At 35.7% G+C, this 22,453-nt stretch carries 14 protein-coding genes; 2 read left to right on the top strand and 12 right to left on the bottom strand.

All coding sequences use genetic code 11. The features are described from left to right. Nucleotides 1–2 precede the first annotated feature (2 nt). From HMAT_RS03155 to HMAT_RS03135, 5 genes are read right to left on the bottom strand one after another with little or no spacing between them, the layout of a single operon-like run. Entirely contained in the window at nt 3–3,053 is a 3,051-nt protein-coding gene (locus tag HMAT_RS03155; protein ID WP_104381349.1) for a Z1 domain-containing protein, read from the bottom strand. Nucleotide 3,054: 1 nt separating this feature from the next. Further along, nucleotides 3,055–4,587: an ATP-binding protein gene (locus HMAT_RS03150; RefSeq protein ID WP_199768532.1), complete on the bottom strand. Its 1,533-nt coding sequence runs from the start codon at nt 4,585–4,587 to the stop codon at nt 3,055–3,057. A 22-nt stretch (nt 4,588–4,609) separates the two neighbouring features. Beyond that, nucleotides 4,610–5,392 (bottom strand): DUF3883 domain-containing protein, encoded by a 783-nt coding sequence (locus tag HMAT_RS03145; protein ID WP_104381348.1) that lies wholly within the window; start codon nt 5,390–5,392, stop codon nt 4,610–4,612. 12 nt (nt 5,393–5,404) lie between these two features. Beyond that, on the bottom strand, nt 5,405–7,066 hold the full coding sequence (locus HMAT_RS03140) for a DNA cytosine methyltransferase (protein WP_104381347.1): 1,662 nt from the start codon (nt 7,064–7,066) through the stop codon (nt 5,405–5,407). Beyond that, nucleotides 7,066–7,284, bottom strand: a complete 219-nt coding sequence (locus HMAT_RS03135) for a helix-turn-helix domain-containing protein (protein ID WP_104381346.1) — start codon at nt 7,282–7,284, stop codon at nt 7,066–7,068. Before HMAT_RS03135 ends, HMAT_RS03140 begins: the two co-directional genes overlap by 1 nt. A gap of 330 nt (nt 7,285–7,614) precedes the next feature. On the opposite strand from HMAT_RS03135, the gene HMAT_RS03130 reads away from it, so the two are divergent. Further along, entirely contained in the window at nt 7,615–8,097 is a 483-nt protein-coding gene (locus tag HMAT_RS03130) for a very short patch repair endonuclease (RefSeq protein WP_104381345.1), read from the top strand. Between the two features lie 768 nt (nt 8,098–8,865). Here HMAT_RS03130 and HMAT_RS03125 read toward each other — a convergent pair. Beyond that, nucleotides 8,866–9,045, bottom strand: a complete 180-nt coding sequence (locus HMAT_RS03125; RefSeq protein ID WP_104381344.1) for a hypothetical protein — start codon at nt 9,043–9,045, stop codon at nt 8,866–8,868. A gap of 266 nt (nt 9,046–9,311) precedes the next feature. Here HMAT_RS03125 and HMAT_RS03120 point away from each other — a divergent pair, with 266 nt between their 5' ends. Next, entirely contained in the window at nt 9,312–9,692 is a 381-nt protein-coding gene (locus HMAT_RS03120) for a hypothetical protein (protein ID WP_104381343.1), read from the top strand. A 270-nt stretch (nt 9,693–9,962) separates the two neighbouring features. Here HMAT_RS03120 and HMAT_RS03115 read toward each other — a convergent pair whose 3' ends face one another. From HMAT_RS03115 to HMAT_RS03085, 6 genes are all read right to left on the bottom strand, one after another. Next, nucleotides 9,963–12,089, bottom strand: a complete 2,127-nt coding sequence (locus tag HMAT_RS03115; RefSeq protein ID WP_104381342.1) for a hypothetical protein — start codon at nt 12,087–12,089, stop codon at nt 9,963–9,965. Nucleotides 12,090–12,280: 191 nt separating this feature from the next. Beyond that, nucleotides 12,281–14,635 (bottom strand): glycosyl hydrolase family 28-related protein, encoded by a 2,355-nt coding sequence (locus HMAT_RS03110; RefSeq protein WP_104381341.1) that lies wholly within the window; start codon nt 14,633–14,635, stop codon nt 12,281–12,283. Nucleotides 14,636–14,869: 234 nt separating this feature from the next. Continuing rightward, nucleotides 14,870–17,206 carry a hypothetical protein gene (locus HMAT_RS03105; RefSeq protein WP_104381340.1) on the bottom strand — a complete coding sequence of 779 codons (2,337 nt, stop codon included), beginning with the start codon at nt 17,204–17,206 and terminating at the stop codon, nt 14,870–14,872. Between the two features lie 192 nt (nt 17,207–17,398). Then, nucleotides 17,399–19,642, bottom strand: coding sequence for a right-handed parallel beta-helix repeat-containing protein (locus tag HMAT_RS03100; RefSeq protein WP_104381339.1), 2,244 nt, complete (start codon nt 19,640–19,642; stop codon nt 17,399–17,401). 260 nt (nt 19,643–19,902) lie between these two features. Further along, entirely contained in the window at nt 19,903–20,424 is a 522-nt protein-coding gene (locus tag HMAT_RS03090) for a hypothetical protein (RefSeq protein ID WP_104381337.1), read from the bottom strand. A 450-nt stretch (nt 20,425–20,874) separates the two neighbouring features. Then, complete coding sequence (locus HMAT_RS03085; protein ID WP_104381336.1) at nt 20,875–22,446, bottom strand: glycosyltransferase; 1,572 nt, start codon at nt 22,444–22,446, stop codon at nt 20,875–20,877. Nucleotides 22,447–22,453: the final 7 nt, after the last annotated feature.

The raw sequence follows: 22,453 nt of genomic DNA, 5'->3' as shown, positions 1-22,453 counted from the left end.
CATTAAACATTTTCAGCATCATGAGGCATACCAGCATCTGGATCATCCTCATCTCCGATATCTTCTGATTGATCATAGTCTCCGACTACATACTCGCCACCTGGATCAGGATCTATTTTAGGGAAGCCAATGGCTATACCAACTAGTGGCACTTTTGGAATCTTATCAAAACCTCTTTGTGTGTAAGAAGCTTTCATTTCTTTTGTTTGATCTTTATCATCGACAAGGTATATTGCTTTCATATCCATCAAGTACACAACTATAAGCCCATCTTGATCAGACATCTCCTCACGATATATACGCTCAGGTGGATTTAACTTCTCAGCTTTTTCTAGTGCTTTTTTTTCACTATCTCCCTTGCCTTTTTTTAGATAGTACTCGATCTTTTCGTTAATAAATTTTTGTTTGGCCTCTGCTTTTTGCGGGTCGGTAAGAAGTAAAGAGAAATCTTTTCCCGAAGATACAATATTGGCCGATCGGTTACCTGCAGCAAACAGACCTTTATTGATAAAATCACTGTAATAGGTATCCTTTTGCTTAGGTCCTGTACGTACAGTCAATTCTATCCTTTTGGAAAGTCCGGTTTCGTCTGTCTCTAAAAAAACTTTAGACGCCCCTGTTAACTTGATAGCGATAGTCCAGTTTTTTAAGAAATGTTTCTCTTCACAAAGCTCAATGAATTTAATAATACTGGACATTTCAAAATCGCAGTAATTATTTGGCAAGTCGAGAAATTGCAATGCTCCTTTTATATCTGTACGGTGCAACAAAAATTCGTCCTTGAGCTCCAAATTCTTACCTTCGAAATAATTTCTAAAGCTATCCCAAGTGTTTGATACCTCTGTTGCACTGGAAACATTAAACTTGGTAGTCTGCACAAGTTGATCCTGATAAGACCATTTGACTTCATTTGTCTTTTGTAGAATAGACGGTCGTGTAATTTTGAGTGTACCGGGATGCTTGCGCACGCGCAGTTCATAATCTTTTGGTTGCTTACCTTCCCGTCTCATTTTCGTAAATTCGATTTCTAACTCTTCGATTGCTCGGGTTGTGGAATCAAATTTTGACACTGCATCTGACGTCGTAAATATCTTGCAACAGTCCAAATAACCTGGTCTATAGCCAAACCAACGTCCCATCTGTAATAGTGTGTCCGAAAAATTGGTGTTTCGCAAGAAGTAATTGATCGTCAACCCCTCCAATGTAAAACCTCTAGATAACCTATTTCCTCCAACAGCGATATATTTTGCACCTTTTCCAAATTGATCTTTCTCATAAACCAGTTTATCGCCAGTATCACTATTGACAGCAACGACATTTATCCCTTTTATGGATTCGTCCAGAAGATGCTTTAGCTCATTGAATGTTCTGGGCAACAGAAATTCGTCTCTATAATCATCCGCTACATGGTATTTTATATTCTCAACAATGTAGGCGTAATATCTATACCAAAGCTTTTGGAAATAACTGTAAATGGATTTTTCTGATGTCGGTAGATCGCTAGTAATTCTGCCTGTTATTTCATTTATGAGTTCCTGTATCTTGTCCTTAGTTTTATTTTGCCAAGGGATAAATCGAGAAACATGAACTAGCATCGTGTGGTGCGGGTTTGAAATAGATGAGCCTGTCATCGCTGACTGCCTGCTATATCTCAGTGCAATACTTAGGATAAAACATCCTACAGCATCTTTTAAGGATTCTGGTAACTCCTTTGGAAAAGGATCTGTTTTCTTGGCTGCTCTAGTTTTCGTATCGCTTGCAGACGCTGGACGAATAATACCGTCCTTTTCTACGACACGCTCAGGAAAATAGGTATTATAATCATAGATCGTCTCAATGATTGGCAGCTTTTTCACATCATCATCATAGACCGTCTCGAAAAGCTGTTTTGCTCCTATGTAGTTAGATGGATTCTTTAGCAATTCAATAAAATCATCGGGATATATGTTGTCTACCAGTGAAAACTCTCTATTAACGACCTCGCCGTTCATTTTATCTTTGATAACCCACTTCTTTATGCCTAACTTATTACGATCTGCTAGAACATTTGCAAAGGGTGTGGCTGTATAACCGAGGTAGGACTTTTTTGTAAATAAGGCTAAAATAGCCCGAATATGGCCATTTATTGTACTGGCTTCTTCTATTCCCTTTTTACCAAGGTTATTTAAAGAGGCGTTATCAGCTTCGTCATCTACGATCAATAACGGAAGATCATGTTTGTCCTTTCCTTCTGGTAGGTGTTCGTTCAACCACAGTAATAAATTCTTTAATACGCCTGAGTTCTTTTTGCAAACAAGAATATTTCTTCGGTCCAGAGGAAAATCAGCTTCTTTTAAGGTTTTCTTAAAGTCAGATTTATAGGAAGTTGGTGTTGTGAGTTGAATCTCGGTAAAGTTTGAAATGCTACCCACTCCTTTTGCTCCTTTCTTTTGATTTTTCTTATCTATAATACCATAACCGATGACCTCTTCTTCAACGCGCTCTTGCGTCTGAGCTCTCAAGTCTTCCATAATACCAGATAGCACAATAATCAACTTATAACCACAGTCAACAGATCTGTTGATAACAGCGTTAAAGTTGCCCGTCTTACCAGACTGGACACTACCAACCACCATACCCTTACAATAAAATGGAACCTGCGAGTTGGGATCTCCAAGCTTTTCCATAATGCTTTCTGAAGACATTCGTATTGAATCGACGACTTTATCTGCTCTTCCCTTTTGCTTAAGGTATCTAAGGTATCTTTCTAGATAATTCTCGGTTCTGACGCTAATTTCTTTCTTTCGCTCTTCAGTAAGCCAAAAAGGGTGATTGGATTTCACTATTGATTCTGAATCTTCAATATTAATCGGATGTACGGATAAGTATTCTTTGACAGCAATGTTATAAGCGTGATTTTTTGAATCTTGATCTAACTCGGCAAATTCGCTGGAAATAATTTCCATTTTTGTAAAAACATTATCCTTTATTTCCCCAAATATAGAATCAACAACTTTCTCGTATCTTTTTAATGTGTCCTTAATAAGGGCTTTGATGAGTTCTAAGTAGTTCATATTACTGTATAAGGTTTAAAATTGATTTTGGTAGTGTATTGGCTTTTATCCCCATATTGGGGATTATTGAATCCTTTATTACATCTTTTGGTATTCCTGAAGAAATCAGATGATTTATAGTATCAAGTAGAGTTCGCTCTTCGCTGGCCGAATTAACTTCTATTTTCTCAAAGTCAACATCCTCATGCACTTGTCTAATTTTATTGATCTGGGTATTGATCATGCGTAATAGCATACGTAGATTAGATTGATCTTTTGTACTGATTGAAGCTAAGAGAGTCTCAACCAATGGAAACTCTTCGTTTATCTCAACTAATGCTCCTTTATTCGTTGCCTTCCTTTGAAAAAGGTCTCTATTTCTTTTGGTATTGTTACTTGCTATTCTCTTTATTCCTCTATTGAAATACTCTTTCTGCGCCTCTTCTTTTAACTCAGCGATGTACCGATAGAAGGCATTTCGTAATTCATATGGAATCTTAATTTGTGATTTGGATACGTTAAGATGTATCAGGTGATCAATCTTATTTCCCAGATCTACCTTCAATCTCGCTAGTTGAAGATTGGCTGATTTCCGAATTAGTCCATTCCAGCCACCAAAAAGTATGATCCTATCGGCTCTGTAGATGTAAATTCCTTCTAAATCCAATAGACTATTGAACTTGGTCGTCCATAGCGATGTTGTCTGTTTTGATTCTTCTATACTCCGTACCGGTAGCACATAACCTTCCAGTTTGATAGCTTCGCCACTAAATAGTGCTTGCTTAGGTACTAATAGTCTGAGATCAGCTACGTCGGAAGGAAATGGACTAAATGGTTGGAGCATCGTATTATTTATCCTAATTGAAAATGGCTTCTTCTTATTTTCTAGAAAACGATGAAACACCAGCGATAAATAATCTGATGTAACTTCGGCTATTTCTCTCTTAATGGCTTTTAATCCGTTTTCATGACTAAGATATGTTTCGAACTTGAATAGACCATCCCAAAGAATAATCGTATTGGGTTCGAACTCTTTTACTCCATTTAGGTATTGCTCTGACAATAAATTAAATCTCTCGAGAATATCGGTGATTTCTTCGTCTGTATTAACTATAACACGCCATTTTCCTACATCTTTTAAATAATCGACATCCCATGTTCTAGCATTATACGAACCACTTCCCTTTTTACGCGATAGAACGGTAAACTTTCTAGTCTGTGAAAAAGAAGCAGTTTTCATTCCTAAACCGAAACGTCCTAAATCAATACGATCTCGACCAGCCTCCATTAGTGAGCTTGGGAACTTCATATTTTGAATTAATTCCAACTCTGTCATTCCCTCTCCATTATCTGCTATGAAAAGTTTAAATCTAGGCCCTTCTAAGTCAGTCAGAACCTCAATATTGGATGCCTTAGCTGAAATGGAGTTGTCTATTAGGTCTGCTAATGCACTCTCTAACGTATACCCCTGCTCCGATATGGATTTAACAAGATATTCGGGATTAGGAATGCTATCTTCGTAATTAATCTGTATATGGTCTGGCTGTGTCATCATAAGTTAAAGGTTCTATCTCTATTTATCGAAAAGCTTCGTTTATAATCTTTTGGCTAACTGTCCAACTTACTTGAATAGTTGTATACACATATTTTTCAGCACCAATCTGCACAACAGGATTTTGAAGAATTTGGATCTTAGGTACAGCTGAAATATTGGATATCAGACATAAATAGTAGTCTTCTCCTATACGCTTTGCAACTTCCCATTCTTTATTAGTGAATAATATACCGCCTTCCTCGCCATCTCTCCCTTTAACTTCTACATAAATAGTTCTAGTTTTCGATTCAATTAAAAAGTCATATCCAGTACCTAAATCGCGACAGTCTTTTAATTGTCCTTGAAAAGCAGTGCTTCCCGCTTTAAACTGATCTATAAAATATTCTTCGGCTGCTCTGCCTGTAATACCACGAGGGACATAAACAACATCGCCTTTTGATTTAATATTACCACCTGAGACGATATTTTCTAGCTGTTTGATTTCTGGGTCATCTGGTTGATGCGACTTCGAAAGAATATCTTTTACCAGCTCATATACTGTTGGTTCGTCTAAATCGGCTAAAGCATTGATAGTATTCAACACTCCTATACTCATTGCCCTTTTGTGCCAACCTTTACGATGTGGATGAACAACATCAAATTCATCGCGTCTAAACTTAACATAGTTAGGTAATATACTCAAAGCTTCTGCTATCTTATTAAAGGCCTCTTTATCCGTTTTATACCCTAATTTATTCAACGCGATCTTATCAAATCTCGATAAATAATATGCTACTACATGTGCTAACTTTCTATTACTATCCATTATAACATACTCTTATAAAATTTGCTCAGGAAGTACTTCATTCATTAGGTTACGATCTACACCCATAACAGCAAATATTTCAGACACCACCTCTGCTATCTGAAAAGCCAAATATGGTGGTACTGCGTTTCCAACTTGATGGTATTGCTGCGTCCTTCCACCATAGAAATAATAATTATCTGGGAATGTCTGTATGCGTGCCGCTTCCCTTACCGTCAGACTGCGAGCCTGAAATGGATCATAGTGAATAAAATAATGCCCATCCTTGGATATATGACTGGTAACTGTAGTCGCAGCATCATCAGGCTGTTGAACCCTAAAGCGATCATTAAACTTTCCTGAGGTCGCATTCTCATGATCTGGCAATAAGTCATTGCCTGCAGCCGCATAATCATGCATTTTTGGAAATGTTCCTTTTTCCTGTGTAAATTTTGCAGCAAAGTAATAACGGTAAATATCCTGTAATAAATGGCTTCGAGATACGTGATGTGAAATACCTCTTAAATTTGGATCAAAAAACCAATCGTATACTGGTGATTCCCTATCTAAATCATAGGTGTTAGAATTAACAAACTCTTTACCTAAAGAGTGGGCAAACCTCGTTCTTAAAGCTTGGCTTTCTAAATTCTCATTCAAGTTACTATCAAAAGCTAAAATAGAGTCAGACCAAGTCTCAAACGTATCAGCTACTTTTACGTATTTTCTTTTCTTTTTGCGTTTGCCCTCATCATCTACAATCCATTCGGCAGATTCAAATGACCTGGTAATGCCGCTTCTTAATTTAGGTAACCCACCAATAACATCCCTTAATGTTATTGGTTCCCGATTAACAAGCACATCAGGCGTAATATTTATATCACTACGTATCCCTAATAAAATGACACGATGTCTCTTTTGGGGAATACCATAGTTCTCTGACTTAATCAAAAAATCTTGAGGATTAAACACAGGTTCCCCATTGAACAAATTTCTTTGTCTAGGCAGTGTAGATAAAGAATACACACGGTAACGCACTCTATTTTCATCAAGTACTTCCACAAATGGAACAGTGGGATCTCTTAGATCGTTAAGAATCTTAGAGAAAATACTTTCATTGTCTGTCGTTCTAGCAGAGAGTAGGCCTTTGACATTTTCCATTACAAATACCGATGGACTATGCTCTGCTATGATCCGAAGATATTCTTTATACAACCCCACCCTTTTATCTTGGTCTTCATCAAGTACAGTCTCTTGCCTACGTGATCTTCCAACCAAGGAATAGGCTTGGCAGGGAGGCCCCCCAATAAGTACCCAATCGGTACGTCCATTTAACGCTCCAACGATTCGTCTGTCAATTTCTTCGTTTGTGGTAGCATAGGGGTCCCCTTCTTCCGCTGTACCCAATGTTGCACACCACGCTTCTTCATCTGCTTGTTTAAATTGCTCCGGGTATCTTCTATAGAGCTCATTGATGTCAATCTCCCCTCTTACGAATTCATAATAATCTTCAGGAGCTTGGCCTTCTGGAAATTGTCTAAAAAAGCTACGCAATCGTAGTGTCTGATGGGCATAAGGATCTTTCTCAATAGACAACTTAATTTGGAATATACGATTTCCTTCGTTATCTGTGATAGATGAAAAGCCTTCTCCAAGCCCACCAGGCCCTGCAAATAAATCTATTATTGGAATTGGCATTATTCAAAATCTTTGTGGTTAAAAAAATCTTTTACAGTACTCCCCATTGTAGTAATCAATTTTTCGAGATTGACTACAGAAATATTTCTTTTGCCATTTTCAACCTCACTGATATAAGTCTTATCCACCTCAGACTCATAGGATAACTTCTCCTGTGTCAACCCTTTATTGGTTCTTAGTATTTTAAGATGTTTACCAATCTTCTCTTTAATATCCATATTGCAAACTCGGTAATTTTAGACTATAAGTCAATCGGATATAAGTGAACTTTCACCACATTTTTGTTATCATTTAACTCAAATTAAAATTCAAATAGATTTTTTATTGAGAAAATCAATAATGAGAATTAAAAAATTCCCGTCGTTATAAAAGGATTATCATAAAGTAAAAGACGCATAAATTTATAATAATCGCGGTCGGGTAAAAGGGATTATCTCTGTATATCTGCTGCAAGTATCATGTGTTATTATAGATTGCAAAACAGGGTCTTACAATGATATCTAGTTAAAAGGTACAATAATATCTATCATTATCCTTAAATTTGAATAATGGCTAACTACGATGATGAAAATGATAGGATACATGTACCACGCTTTGAAGAATCAGCTGGTTTCTATACTACCTCAAAGCGTAGCTTTAATATGTCCAAAATCAGAAGTAATAATTCCAAACCAGAACTTATCCTCCGAAAAGCGCTGTGGTCAAACAATATCCGATTTCGCCTCCACGACAAATCCCTTCCGGGAACTCCCGACATCGTAATCAAAAAATACAAACTAGCGATATTTGTGGATGGTGAATTTTGGCATGGATTCGATTGGAAGAACAATAAGGAAAGTATTAAGTCTAACCGCCTATTCTGGATTCCCAAGATCGAACGCAACATGCAAAAGGATATGCGTGTGAATAAAGCGCTCCGTGATATGGACTATGTGGTATTTAGGTTCTGGACACAGGACATTCTCAAGAACCTCCCTAAAATATTGAATCAAATCGAACTATTTCTTGAAGCAAGAAGGCTATGGAAATAGTAACACATGACTTAGCTACTTTCTCCCTATACTAGCGTAATGACAAGTATATATTGAGATAGAACCCTATCCCTTTGATTTCCTCGTTTTTACCGTAAGGCAGGGCATAGTATCAATAACGCCTCACTCAGAAATAGGCCACATCCCTATTCCTTAGATTCGCCATATTGCGATAGCGCTGAGAAATATGATTACTCAGTTTTTAGACTTCAAAAAACTAAAAAGATCATCAGGTGTATCAAACTCGTAAAAAGACTCCCCGGTAGAATAATAACAAAGGTATCCTGATCCGTCCGATTCTAGTACTAAAGTCACTGACATATTTTTGCGAATCTCATATTGTTGCAATGCTTGAACAAAATTGTTAATTGATAAACTCATAACTTTATATATTTATTTTGATTGATTAAACTCAAAAACCTTACGATGCCCCTTTCGTATTAATTTGTATTAATATTATTGCTTATTTCAAATAAGTATCAATACTTAAATATAGTCATTTTTGACTATATTTCCAAATAATTTCATCATTAATTTTATAATATTTTTCGGAGATCAAAGATTAAGTCGCACTATAATTCTTGAAAAAATAAAACGGTAAACAGCCAGCAACCGAAGGGCGGTAGCATCTGCCCGGAGGGTGATAGGCCACAAAAGAGCGGATGGGAAAAGAAATAAGGATAGGTAGATATCCTTTGATTTCAGGTTATAGAGAAGTTAACCACAAGCCAGAAATAGCTTGTAGTTTGTCCGATGAGATTCCCTTAATCATTCACCTTCTATCAAAGAAATTCTTTTGTTCAATTTTTTAAGGATGTCCTCAATTTCTGAGACCTTTTTTAAAAGTGACTGTTTATCCCTCGTCGATGTATCCTGCCGTTTTCCCCTAAGTTTAGAAAGCTCAGCCGGACTTATCCTCTCAAGGAGTTTATATAATTCTGTTTCCATGTTATCTATTGATTATTTTTATAAAAGTCGTTAAACTTATTGTTCTAAAAGCTTTAATACTTGAAGCCTTAAACCTTTCAAGCAAGGGACTAAATATAAAAATACGCTTTAAGAAACCAAAAACTCTCTGATATATATTGTACTAGCTAATTAAGAGAAATGAAAAGTCCTAGTACGAAATTGGAACCCTTCTTAATAGTAGCCAACAGAACAGCTTAAATTATTAAAATACGACAGCAATTGTTATACTTGAAAAAAAACTAATTATGGAAATGTTTACAAAAATTTTATTGATCATCCTAGAAAAAGTAATCGTCGAATTGGCGAAAACTGGAATCTTAAAGCTATTAAGGCAAATTCAATGGAAAGATAATCTTTATGCATTAAAAAGATTACTACTGAAACAATTTGATCTAGAAAACATAAAGGCGAAAGTGAATGAAATATTGCAGTCCGAGCATCTCTACACACTTTCCAAGAAGGTTATGTTTGTTACCCTGCAAAGCACGTATGTTATCAGTGGTATGATTTTTCTGATAGCGCATGCGCTTTGCAACAATATTTTATTTTCTATTATGATAGCATCCTCGGTAGTCATTGCTGTTGAGATACCATATAGAATGCTGATAAATAAGGCTAAACCCTAGCCGCCACTTCATGCACTTATGAATTAAAAAAGCTTCCCCCTAACCGGCAGAGGGAAGCAATTTGGCTAATCTGTTGGTCGAACTAACCGTAAACCGACGTTGTGGTTCTTCAATACCTAAAGATAAGCATGCTATCCGAAATAACTATTGATCATTTCCTAGAAAATGTTGATCAAAACCGATCACTTAATCAACCGAACTCAGATTCACTAGACCAAATAGATAATTTTCCGACAGGAAATCACAATAATAAGATATCCCGTATATGACCTAATTAAACTTAATAACAGCATTTTTAGAAACCGGTACGGTAAGAGACGAGTCCAATATCGGAGCAGAATTGCTTGAATTGTGCGATAATCCATTGACTATATATTTCGTTCCTGAATTAAAGGACATCACGGGCGAATCCATGACTAGCATATCGTAAATATTTGCAAACGATACATTCGCATTGCTTGTATTTCCGCAGACAACAAATGTCTTAGGAACCATTTTAGATCGTGTTGTTCGTATCAAATTTGTAAAACATGAACTTTTAATATAGTCTTGTACACCAATCCGTAGGGAGGATGTTCCGTCGTATAAAAAATTATCAACAGCTACGTTTTCCCCCATAATATCCAAATGGCTAACATTTGTCGCTATATTATCCGATACTTTTAGCCTCAGATTACGGATAGCATATCCTTTACCACGAGTGAGTAGAAAGCTTCTATTTGAGGTTAAGAAAGCTGCATTTACATTGAGAATGTTAATATTGGTATTTACGATAGAAACATTTGCATAGTTGTTTACTGAGGATGACAAACCGGTTGACAAAATACTGCCACCAGCAGTAGTATTTCCGATATAATTGATATTATCTATTGTTATATCCAGACCGTCAATCGATATATCCGTTCCGGAAAGTGCAATATTCGCTCCGTCAATTCTGCAATTTTTGAAACTCACACCACAGGTGAGATCTGCACTACTCCCTAATCTAACAGCGTATTTATCGACAAGATCCTTTGCAGGTAATGCAACGCAATTGTTAAAATTAATTCTCTTTTGTGAAGCTACCGTTGGCCCGCCTTGTGTTATAAAATAGTTAGAATAACTTTCAATAGTGATATTTTCAAACTTCAGATCTCTTATGCTTTCCGTATTAACTGGAGCAATCTGAATAGCTCCGTCAACATAATTGGCGTATACATTCCTAACCTGTAAGTTATAATTGCCCTGCATTTGTAGAAATATTGAACATCTATCAGCTAGCGTCGAAGCATAAAATTTTAAGCCATCCAAAATGGTGTCAGCATCTAATTTTATCGCTGAAACCATCGGGTACTGCATTGCATCAGCATAGACTGTTAGATTATAAATTTTTATACCACGACAAAATCCTGATCCTGACAATTTCACAGCCCTTTTAGATATGTTTCTGAATATACAATCTGAAATCGTGATATCAAAATAATTGACACCTCCTGCAACGCTATAGAAACGAATACCATCAGCATCTAGATAGCCAGAATATGTATTAAAGTCTAGATCATCATCAAGTATATTTACAATGTTTTCAAAGATACATTCTCTGATGACGCCATTGCTGCTATTGCTAGTAGGTGTTGTTGGCTCTGAACCGTTGTACAAAAATATCCCGCCTGTAAATCCTTGCCCGACCGTTGGGGTACCACTTACAGCTGTATTATTGTATTTGCGGATATCTTTGAATACACAATTGTGAATGGTAAAATTCCTAACACCATAAGGAGACAGCATCAGACCATAGGCATTGTTACTCGGATTGCCTCCACTCACGGTAGCGGTCAGGTTTTTAAACTCTGTCTTGTTAATCACTAAATTCTCACAGTTATCGGCAACGAATACCAACGAGAAGCTTGGCTGCTTGTTATTTCCATCAAAAACAATATCAGTTACTTCAATATTGCTATTGTTTACTGTTAAGATTCTATTATCAATTCCGCCATTAAATTTTAATGTGCCATTTTTGATTTTTGAACCATCTATAACAGTTTGAATATTTTTACAAAACACCTCCCTTCTACCCAGATCTACCTGTCCAAATTTCTTTAAGATAATATTCAAAGCAGGGCTAAAATCTGTATTTGCCTGGTGTCCATAATAACTAATATCTACAAATCCCTTAAATTTATGTACAAGCTTAATGCTGCCAGTTACAATGACACTTCCACCATCCTCTGGTCCAGGATCAGGATCTGTTAATGGATCAACATAGTAGTAAATAATCGGCGCTGGGGTATCGCCTTTTTGATAATAGCCCAGTAATTGTACTCCGTCATAAGTTCCGTTCTCTAAAGCAGTAATTTCAGCAGGCATTAAGCCTCGCATAACTGTCATTGTTTCCTTAATTAAAAATTGATTTGCCATATTCTTTTGTTTTTATGTGTATAGCAAAAGTATGGTGGTGGCGATGGTTATCTGAGGAAAACAAGGTGTTTGTAAGCGGTGTCAGAGAGATACCGAAAAGTCACATCTTTAATAACGATGATAGTAGCTCTAATAAAGAAATGCGACATTCTAGCGAATGTCGCATTTTCACTTTTTGTGTTATACCGGTACTATGAAGCTAAAATCCCTGCTGTTCGCAACTTAGCTTTTAAATCACGGAGTTCTGCCAAGATCGCCTGTACCTCTGACTGGCTGTAGGACGCACTTGGTTCTGCTGCTGAATTTGTTGCTTGAGCGGCTTGCCTCACTAATCCCCTTTCAGTAGTGGATGCTACTCCTATATTTACATATGTAGGAGCAAAAAAATCAACAGGTATATGAGTAAATATAGAAGTTACTCTCCTGTCCAGGTATATATTAACGCCTTCTGTTTTAACTACTCTAAAACTACCATTATTCAACTTCAAATATTGCCCAATATATATTTCCGATGCCCCAGATAAAGTTAATTTGTTGCTGTTGGCTTCGATAGAGCCAGTAATACCTGTTAAAATACCGATAGTACCATCTGTTTTTACAGTTTTCAAAGAATCATCAGTATCTAAGAAAATATCGCCTTTTCTTAAAGTTCCAAACTTCTTCAAATCTTTGTTCCATTTAAATACAGGTACTACTGACCTCGTTGCATCTGTTGATACGAATAAAGTCTGACAAGAGGATATAAAAACTGTATTAGCCTCATTTTGAAGTGGAACTTTTGATGATAAAACTCCATAAACAAATGCATATTCATCTCCTGCCACAAATAAATCCTCAGTGTTACACATAGCACTGATAATTGTATACCCAGTTGAAGTAAAAGTTATTTTTCTAGCAGGTTTTATAACAATCCTATCGGGATTTGTCCCTTTTACCAACAATCTAATTTCCACAGAACTCATAAAGAACTGAGAATCTTTTGGGTTATAGACTAAGAAAGAAAATCCACAATATTTATCTGTTGGGAATACTTGTAATCTTGTTGCACCGTTTGTTATACCAAAAGTAAAAGTTGCACTAGGCGATGCTACATAGTTAAAAGGTATCATTTGCATATTACCCAAAGGAGTAGACATTACTGTTCTTGCTGCATTTGTCCCTTCATCTACGATTGTAGTTCTTACATCCTCTGCTGAAAAACTATTGTAGCTGTATTTAATTACATCTTTAAAAGAGTTCATAACGGCCACATTGTTTGCGAGATTCTTAGGGTATAAGAAATTTTTACGAATAGAGCTATCTTCTATTAAATTACAACCATCCAATTCATAAGGATATCCATCATAATCCCAAACATCACATCGTTGTATCAACGGAGCCGCCAAGGGGTTTACAACTGAAAAAGTATTAGATTTTAACCATACTTTAGGATAATTCGTATGAGTTTGTCCATATCCTTTTCCAAAAACCTCTATATTTCTAACTGTGGTACCCTCAAAGTGATTACCTTTGATTTCTAATCCGCTTCGGAGTTCTATTGTAACAATAGATGAAGGGACGGTTCCGTCTGCATAAACAATGTTCCCCTCAAAGTTATTATCTTCAATCACAGTTCTATCTGCAATAGAATATATCCTTAATACTCTGGAATTATCGTGGCACTTGTTAAATATGAATCTAAATCCTTCAACATTATTCATTGTACCTTGATCTGGGGTTTGTACTTCCAAAGTATCAAAGTAAATAACTTCATCATTTCTAGAGAAAGCATTGTTATAAATATTCATAAATGCTACGCAATAATTTACCACAGAAGATGAAACTCTTACTGCCTTATTAAACCCTCTAAAGTGACATTCACTTATATTAACAGTCCAAAGCGGGCCATTAAAGTCAGAATTAAACCAAAATCCTACAGTATTACCTACGCGTCTTACATCATTCTCGGTTGTAAATTGAAGCCTATGTAGAAAGATATGGTCTGTCGCTGTAGAGGTAACTCTAAATCCTGTTATGCCTGTTTTTATAATAAAGCTAGTTCCTCTAAATGATTTGGCCCTACTTACAATTGGATCAGTTCTCTCTTTATAAGACTCCTCTCGCATCAGGGCACCTATGCCTTCAAGCCGGAAGCCCCCTTTATTTATATTAACTGTTGATCCAATAAAATAATCTCCTGAATCAACATATAATGCCTTGATAAAGTTCTGTAACTCGACATAATTTATTGCTTTTTGAATGTATGTAGAATCATCCTGAACACCATCTCCCTTTGCTCCAAAATATTTAACAGAAACTTTATCAAAAACATGTCGAAGTTTTATGACGCCAATTTCAATTACAGAACCTCCATCATCTGGTCCTGGATCTGTTGATGGATTAACATAGTAGTAAATAATCGGCGCTGGGGTATCCCCTTTTTCGTAATAGCCCAGTAACTGTACTCCTGCATAGATTGGATTGGTTCCCTGCAACCCAGCTATTTCAGTTGCGGATAGATTGCGCATAGCATCCATCGTTTCCTTAATTAAAAATTGATTTGCCATATTCTTTTGTTTTTATGTGTATAGCAAAAGTATGGTTGCTGGGGAGGCAATGGGAGTAAAAGAAGGTGTATGTAGGCGGTATCGGAGAGATACCGAAAAGTCGATCTCAATCAATACTATTTAGAGGAAAGAACCTAAGACAAAAAAGCTTCCCTCTTATGAGCAGAGGGAAGCAATGGGGCTAATTGTTGACCCGACTAGCTATAACCAACATTTTCTCCATCTAATGTCCTATCATATTGCCTGTTGTCCGCTAGCCCGGTCAGCAGACATTTTCGCTTTGAATTTATTAATGGAATCTGAAGTAGCCTGCCTTAATAAATTATATTTAGTTATTAAGTCATTTAAATCGGCTTTCATTCCTTCAATATCTGTCGCCGTAGATAAGGTATCTGGTTCTGGTATTACCCTATCAGGGTCGGCCACTGCAGTAGACATCTTTACTTGCCCTAGAATTGTTGTCGTTGCTGGTTTTAGATTTGCAATAGATTTAAGTCTCCATGTACCATTTAAAAATATAAACGTATAAATACTTCCTGCTCTCATAACAATAGGAGAAGATCCCATGACAGTACTATTTGCGCCTGTTGGAATAGTTATGGTGCCAGTTTCATTAGAGATATTTACTCTGCATGCAATTGTAATTTCCTGACCATCCCATATTCCCTTATCAATAGGAGTAGTTGCATTTAAAGTTATATTAGTATTAATCGTATTGGCCACTGCTAAATATCCGGAGGAATTTAATAGTCTAGTCAAAGGTATAGTACCACCTTCGTCTATATTTAAGCCTGATAAACTGGCACCATATGTTGGATTCAGATATCCACTTATCGCAGTATTATTAACTACAGTGGATACGGGATCAATAAAATTATAAGAATCAGATCTATTTACTCTAGATTGCCCCATACCACTCACATCAATATATGAAGGGGTTATGGAATTGCTTGCAGTAAGACGTAGAGCCCCTCCTAACACATTATCGGAATCTATTCCATCTATTTGTATATTACCTACTCCTAGTGAAAATATGATATTAATACATTTTTCTGCAAATAGGTTCTTTATAAATGTAGGATAGTTTAATTGATTTGTTCCATTAGTTCGATTACTTAGTAATACGACGGTACCCATTGCTCTGGTGAATACGTTAGAAATAACGCATTGCCCTTTTTTATCCCCATTTAATCTGATGACTGAAGCAGATGTATGCATCGTTGTTGTATCTATATCTTTTGAAAAATTGGAAGTGATATTATTGAAATAGATATCAGCATAGTCTCCATCAAAATACACCGCGGGAACGAATTGATTGGCTAACCGATCTTGCACTGTATGATTAACATTTTCAACTTTATACCCCCTAAGGATTTGGTTATTAAAGTTTATTGGAGAAAATCCTTGGCTAGAGACATTAACTGAGTAAGAAGGTCCTGCTGTAAATATGTTTCTAGCTGTTATAAAACCTCCAAATCCATTATGAGCCAGCACAACAGATGATGATTTGGACTTAGGTTCAAATACATTCTCCAGAACACAATCGTAAGAATTTTTAAAATCCACGATGTGTCTAGTACCTCGTCCATGGATGTTATTGGAATATATTTGTTTACATTCATTGATCGACAAGCCATAACCTTCCCCACTATCTGTTGCTCTTGGGTCAAAGCAATAAATATTTGTCATCTGCCCTCCATAACAGCTATCCAATCTGACGAAATTACCAACAGTATTTTCACCTCTAATATTGTCAATGCTTACATTTTCTGCATATCTAACCCAGACTAAAGGCCTTGTGTTATTAATATTATCTTTTATACATAAATTTCGTATAGAAATATTACTAATTTTATTTATTTTCTGAATCGTAACTTTTCCGGTAACAAAAGTCCCCTTGATAATGCCTTCTACAATAATCTTATTACCTGCTATACTTGCTATTTTTAAGGTCTCCATATTCTGATCCGGGAGACTATCTATAGGTCTGACTGATTCATCTCTTAACAGGATTAAATCATTAATAGATAAATTACCTATGTTAACTACATTTATAAATCTATCGCCATAACTTGGTTTACCTACAACATCTATTTTTGACTCAATACTACCATGTAGATATATACTACCAGTATTGCTAACAGGTTCGAGTGTACTATTATTAAAATCAATATTGATAGATTTACCTACTAGATTTAAGCTGCCTTTATAGCTTACTCCAGGCTTAAATAATATTAATTGACCATCAATTATATAGGAAGCTAGATTATTGAAATATGAGGTATTGTCATTCAAATTTTCTGATATCCCAAAGTACCTTACATCAATCATATTGCCAAAGGCATGTTCCAATTTAATTCCCTGTATTTCGAATACAGATCCACCATCATCAATTCTGGAAGTAGTACTTAAATAATATTCAATAGGCGTTGGGGTATCCCCTTTTTCATAATAGCCTAATAACTGGACACCACTATAAGTTGGATTGCTCCCTTGCAATCCAGCGATTTCACTTGCAGATAGATTGCGCATTGCATCTACCGTTTCTTTAATTAAAAATTGATTTGCCATATTCTTTTGTTTTTATGTGTATAGCAAAAGTATAGCTACTAAGAAGGGTATTGGAGGAAAACAAGGTGTATGTAAGCGGTATAAGTAAGATACCGAAAGTTATAAGATCTGCCCTTCTTTGCGAGGCTTTTTATATAAAAAAATGCGGCATTTTTTTATGCCGCATTGAATTTTAAACCTCCTATAGTATATTTAAGTTGCTAAGATACCTGCAGTCCGTAGCTTGAGCTTTAAGTCGCGTAGCTCGGCCAATATCCCCTGAACTTCTGTAAATGAATAAGTTGAAGATGTTACTATTGCTACATCCCCAGATGCGTCCGCTTGATTTACTGAACCTTTAGTTGTGGTTGTCGCTGCTAAGGGAATATTATCCGCCCATGAGCTGCCGGTCCAATAAACTGCCCGGTTCAAGCTAGTATCCCAATACCTAAATCCTAAAGCGGGGTTAGAGGGCCTATTTGCTGTTGTTCCAGACACAATAGTTTGAACAGCTCTAAAACTTCCGCCCTCTCTGATATAAAACGTGTTTCCACTTCCTCCATTCACGTTGGTATACCTATGGCCAATTTTGGTATTTATGGACGGCAAACTAACGTCCTCACCAAACCACTCCCCTTTAAAACCAATTCCAATAAGTGACCCATTAAAATACATATACTTCTCTGCCTCCGCTTTACTTGCTGTATAAGCAGAAGAACTTAAAATCTTTTTCGTGTATATATTGCCATAATCCTGAGGAGACAAGGTAGATTCAGAAGGCAAAGTAGAAACGTAAAAATGTCTTTTCCCATCAAAAAATTCACTTTCCGAATTATTAAAAAAGGAAGGCAAATTAACAAGGAATTTTGATTCTGTGGAAGTTACCCAACTGTTAATACCTATTTTTGATTTGCCTATCATAACGTTGTCAGAATAAATAATATGATCATTTAAACTGCTTAATGTATTATTGGAAATACAAAATCCTTCAATAGTCGACCCTGTATTGAATTTTATACAAGAAGAATCCGCCTGAATATTATTATTTCCTGTAATTTGGATATCAGAAACATCATAGGCAAATCTGATAGCTGGTATTACGCCTGTAGCCTTAACATTATTTCCTTCAATAAGGACATTTTTTGTACGGGAAACTGAAATTGACTGGCCTAAATTTGATTTACTTACATTGTTTTTAATCCTTAAATGATCAGTGTATCGAAATGTTCCGATGTTAACATATTCATCGGCTTGATAAGGATAATTTCCTAATATATTAATATTTGTACTACGATACGTGCCAGAAAGATTAACCATCTGAGGGGCAGAAATTTTATTGTTTTCTACAAAAACGTTCGCAATCTTACCCCAGGAAGCAGCAATGTTTACCCCTGTCTCTTTTGCAATTAATCGGTTGTTAAAAATAATCACGTCTTTCGTCGAATAATCTATAGCAGGATATGGATGCGCCTGGTATGAACTATCTGTAGCACCATATACGTTAATAGCATAAGTCGATTCTCTACCGATAATTGTATTGTTCTCGATAGTTGTAGATTGAACCATAAGATCTGTTTGTTCTCCATTAGGTTCGAGATCAATGGGACAGACATATGACCATAATTTTTCTATATGATTTTCACTGATCTTCACGTTAAATGAAGAAACTAAAGATACACCACAACGCCCTTGATTGGTCATTCTATTATTATAAATAAATACGTTAGAACAGTAATCCAGTAATGCCGTCCCTTGATTTGCCGTATTCTTTCCTATATAAATACTATCTCCACATGGATTTCTAAGAATATTATCTCTGATTATGATATTGTTGGAGCTAGAAATATGAATATTATGTTCAAATTCCGAACCTGTTTTATGCAGTCCATCATACCATCCATCTATATCCAATCCCTCTACGATCAGCCATGCCGAATCAACTTTGTTTGAAATTGAAAAAGCTGTATACCGATCAAGAGAATATCCAGACGGAACCTCAAAACTATTCGCTTGTGGATTAACTTTTATTTGTGGCGAACCAATTCCTTTGATGGAATTATACAGCCTAATCCTTTTATCAATAAAGTAATAATTGTTTGGATCAATATTTCTGATAACAATAACTTTTTTTAAATCACATGCTCTTTGGAGTTGAGGAGCATTATCAAACGCTAGACCTTTAGGCTTGCATCCGTAATAAATCACATCTATTTCGCCCTCGAAAGTATGTTGCAGTTTTATTCCCCCTACCGCAATGACACTTCCCCCATCATCCGGTCCAGGATCAGAGCTCGTTGGAACCAAGTAATAGATAATCGGCGCTGGAGTATCCCCTTTTTCGTAATAACCTAATAACTGAACTCCCTCATAAGTTCCATTTTGTAAAGCTGTGATTTCAGCAGCAGATAAGCCTCGCATAGCTGCCATAGTTTCTTTAATTAAAAATTGATTTGCCATATTCTTTTGTTTTTATGTGTATAGCAAAAGTATGGCTGATAAGAGTGCTGTTTCAGGAAAACAAGGTGTATGTAAGCGGTATGCGGGACATACCGAAAAGTACGCCTTCAATGCAGTTTTTATTCGTACTAGGAGACGGCACATAAAACAAAACAGCTTCCCCCTTTTTAATTTGAGGGAAGCTGTGCGAATAGGTACAAATCGATTTTATTTAAGCATTACATTTATTGTAATGTTTTTGTATGAGTACTTCAATATGCTTAGCGAATTCGTATTTCATTAAACTTTTTAATATTCTTATCCGTCCTTGGTATTAACGTAATCATGTATAAATCCTCTATATCGCTCACGAACTTAACAAGGGAAACAGAAATTAGCATAATATTGCTTGCATCGACAAGAACTTCTTTCGGGTTGTTCTGTACAAAGCTATCTTCAATCCGGAATATTACGTGTTCAGATTTTACGTTTGTATATTTTTTTTTAATATCAGACAAACTCATTAAAACAGGATGGTATTCAGGCTTCAATTCAACTATTACTACTCCCCTTTCTTTGTTGATATCTACTGACTTAACTCCTTCAGATTTTAATGATCGCATGGCTTCGCCTAAGTAATTTTTCCCTTGCATCTCTATCTTAGGCAAAGGTGTTTCATTAAGATCTTTGTAGGCAACTTTCGGCAAAGTATCAGTTTTGCTATATAAAGGTTTCAATTGCTGCCCATACGTTAGACTTAAGCCCAAAAATGACAAAAGAGAGAATAAAAGCGTTTTTTTCATTTTTAATTATTTTTATATTTATTATAATATATCACTACCTATAAGGTTATTTATTAAGCATTTATGGAAACAACAGTTATACATTGATCTTATTTTATCAAATTGAGAACTCAAATATTTTGATCTTATATTATGAAGTTCAGATCCGAACAGGCACTAATGAAATTGATGTATCTGATCATAAAGGATATCGCAAAAAAATGGACGATGGCAATGTATAACTGGGACTTGATCATATCCCAACTTTATATTAGATTTGGGGATAGACTCAAACTCGAAAGAGGTTTTTAAGTTTTAATCCTAAGACACAGTTGATGTTACACTCCCAAAGCTAATGCTCCTATCTTATTATTAGTGATCTGTATAATATCAAAGCGATATCGTCAAAATAAATCGATCAGATACCTACTATTGTAACGTCTCCTCAATAAATTAACCTTGTCATCTTTTTTAAATAAGCAATTTTGATTTAACAAAATCATCTACAGCAATATCCTTAACATCACTTAACCTAGGGTTCTTATCTATTAAATGTTGATAATCAGACTGGTCATTACTTTTATCCTCCTCACTATAGAACTTAAATTTCCTTTCCCGATTTAATTTATTTATATGGCCGTAATGTAAAACCAATATCTTAGAATATAATACACGATTAACGTATGGTGTAAGTGTAAAATGCAAAGAGTTTTTGTTTGTTAAAATTTGAGAATATCCAATATTTCTGAAGGTACGGAAATGAGTTTGTATACCTCTTTTTGAAAATGGATAATCTCCATTAAAACGGTCCTCCTTGTCCCAAAGATGTACTAGTTGCAGCGCGACTACATCGACAGATTTATCATTAATAAAAGCCATATCATTATAGCGTGCATCTATGATTTCATCAAAATCTAAAAATGTAATCCATTGAGTATTAAAAAATGAAACTAATTTCAGCAAGATATTCCTATTTTCTAGATCATTAAATCCATTCCTCTGTTTTTGGACTTTCAATAAGATTTTTTCATGTTTTATTAGCTCGAAGGAACCATCCTCACTATCGTCATCTAACGCGACTATTGCGTCGTAATATTTTGCATTTTCATTTAAAAATCTTTGCACCCTATCTTTTTCATTATAACACTGTACAAGTAAAATGTTATGGTATGACTTGCTGAGGTCTTTAACGAATAAAGCATGTTTTTGAAATACATTTAGATATTTTGACAAAACATCGTGATCGTTAGGTTTGTTCATCCAATCATATGAAATTTCGTCGAAGTCTCGCCCCCAATTGTCCTTATTTGAAATGCAATTACTAGGGTATAAAATTGATTTTATGATTTCAGGAGGCTTATTTGTCGCTCTGTGTTTATCCTTTCTTTTTGCGAGGTCCTGTCGTGACTCACGGTGGACTAATAAAGCATTAGATAAAGACAGTCTCTTAATACCTATCATTTCCAATCTCGAACGGATGTTATCGTCATCACCACCCCATTTATGAATTGACTCATCATAGCCCTTAATGGTGATTAGGTGTTTCTTTTCCACCATAATGCTTCCATAAGGCAGAGGATTGTCATACACGGAAGACCCATCAAAATCCTGAAAGTCGACATACCCTGTTGTGAAGTGGTCCGGGTAGAAATGTAACATCTTACGCATGATATATAACACATCATCTTTGAATGCCGATTCTGGAGAACAGACAAAAATATATTTTTTTGTAGAAAACCGAATACCAACATTTATCGCCTTAGAAGGATTTCGCCATCCATGCTTGTTCCTATTAACAATTATTCTCCAGTTAATTTCAGGGTAAGCTTTTATGAAATCCAGAAGTTCCCTCTCTTCACTTGGTTCGTCCATCGAAATAACAACTTCGATTCCGTTTCTCTTAATGTATGGATAATTATTGGGAAATGTGATTCTAAAATCAGAAATCTTTTTAAAAAAAGGCATAACAATTGAAAGATCAAAATTATGCACAAAGGATGAAGGATTCCTAATCTCTTCATCTGTATAATTAAATACCTCCATATTTTTT

Origin of the sequence: Sphingobacterium sp. HMA12, assembly GCF_002933815.1 — a bacterium.
Taxonomy (GTDB): Bacteria; Bacteroidota; Bacteroidia; order Sphingobacteriales; family Sphingobacteriaceae; genus Sphingobacterium.
This window is presented reverse-complemented; position numbering and strand designations above follow the sequence as displayed.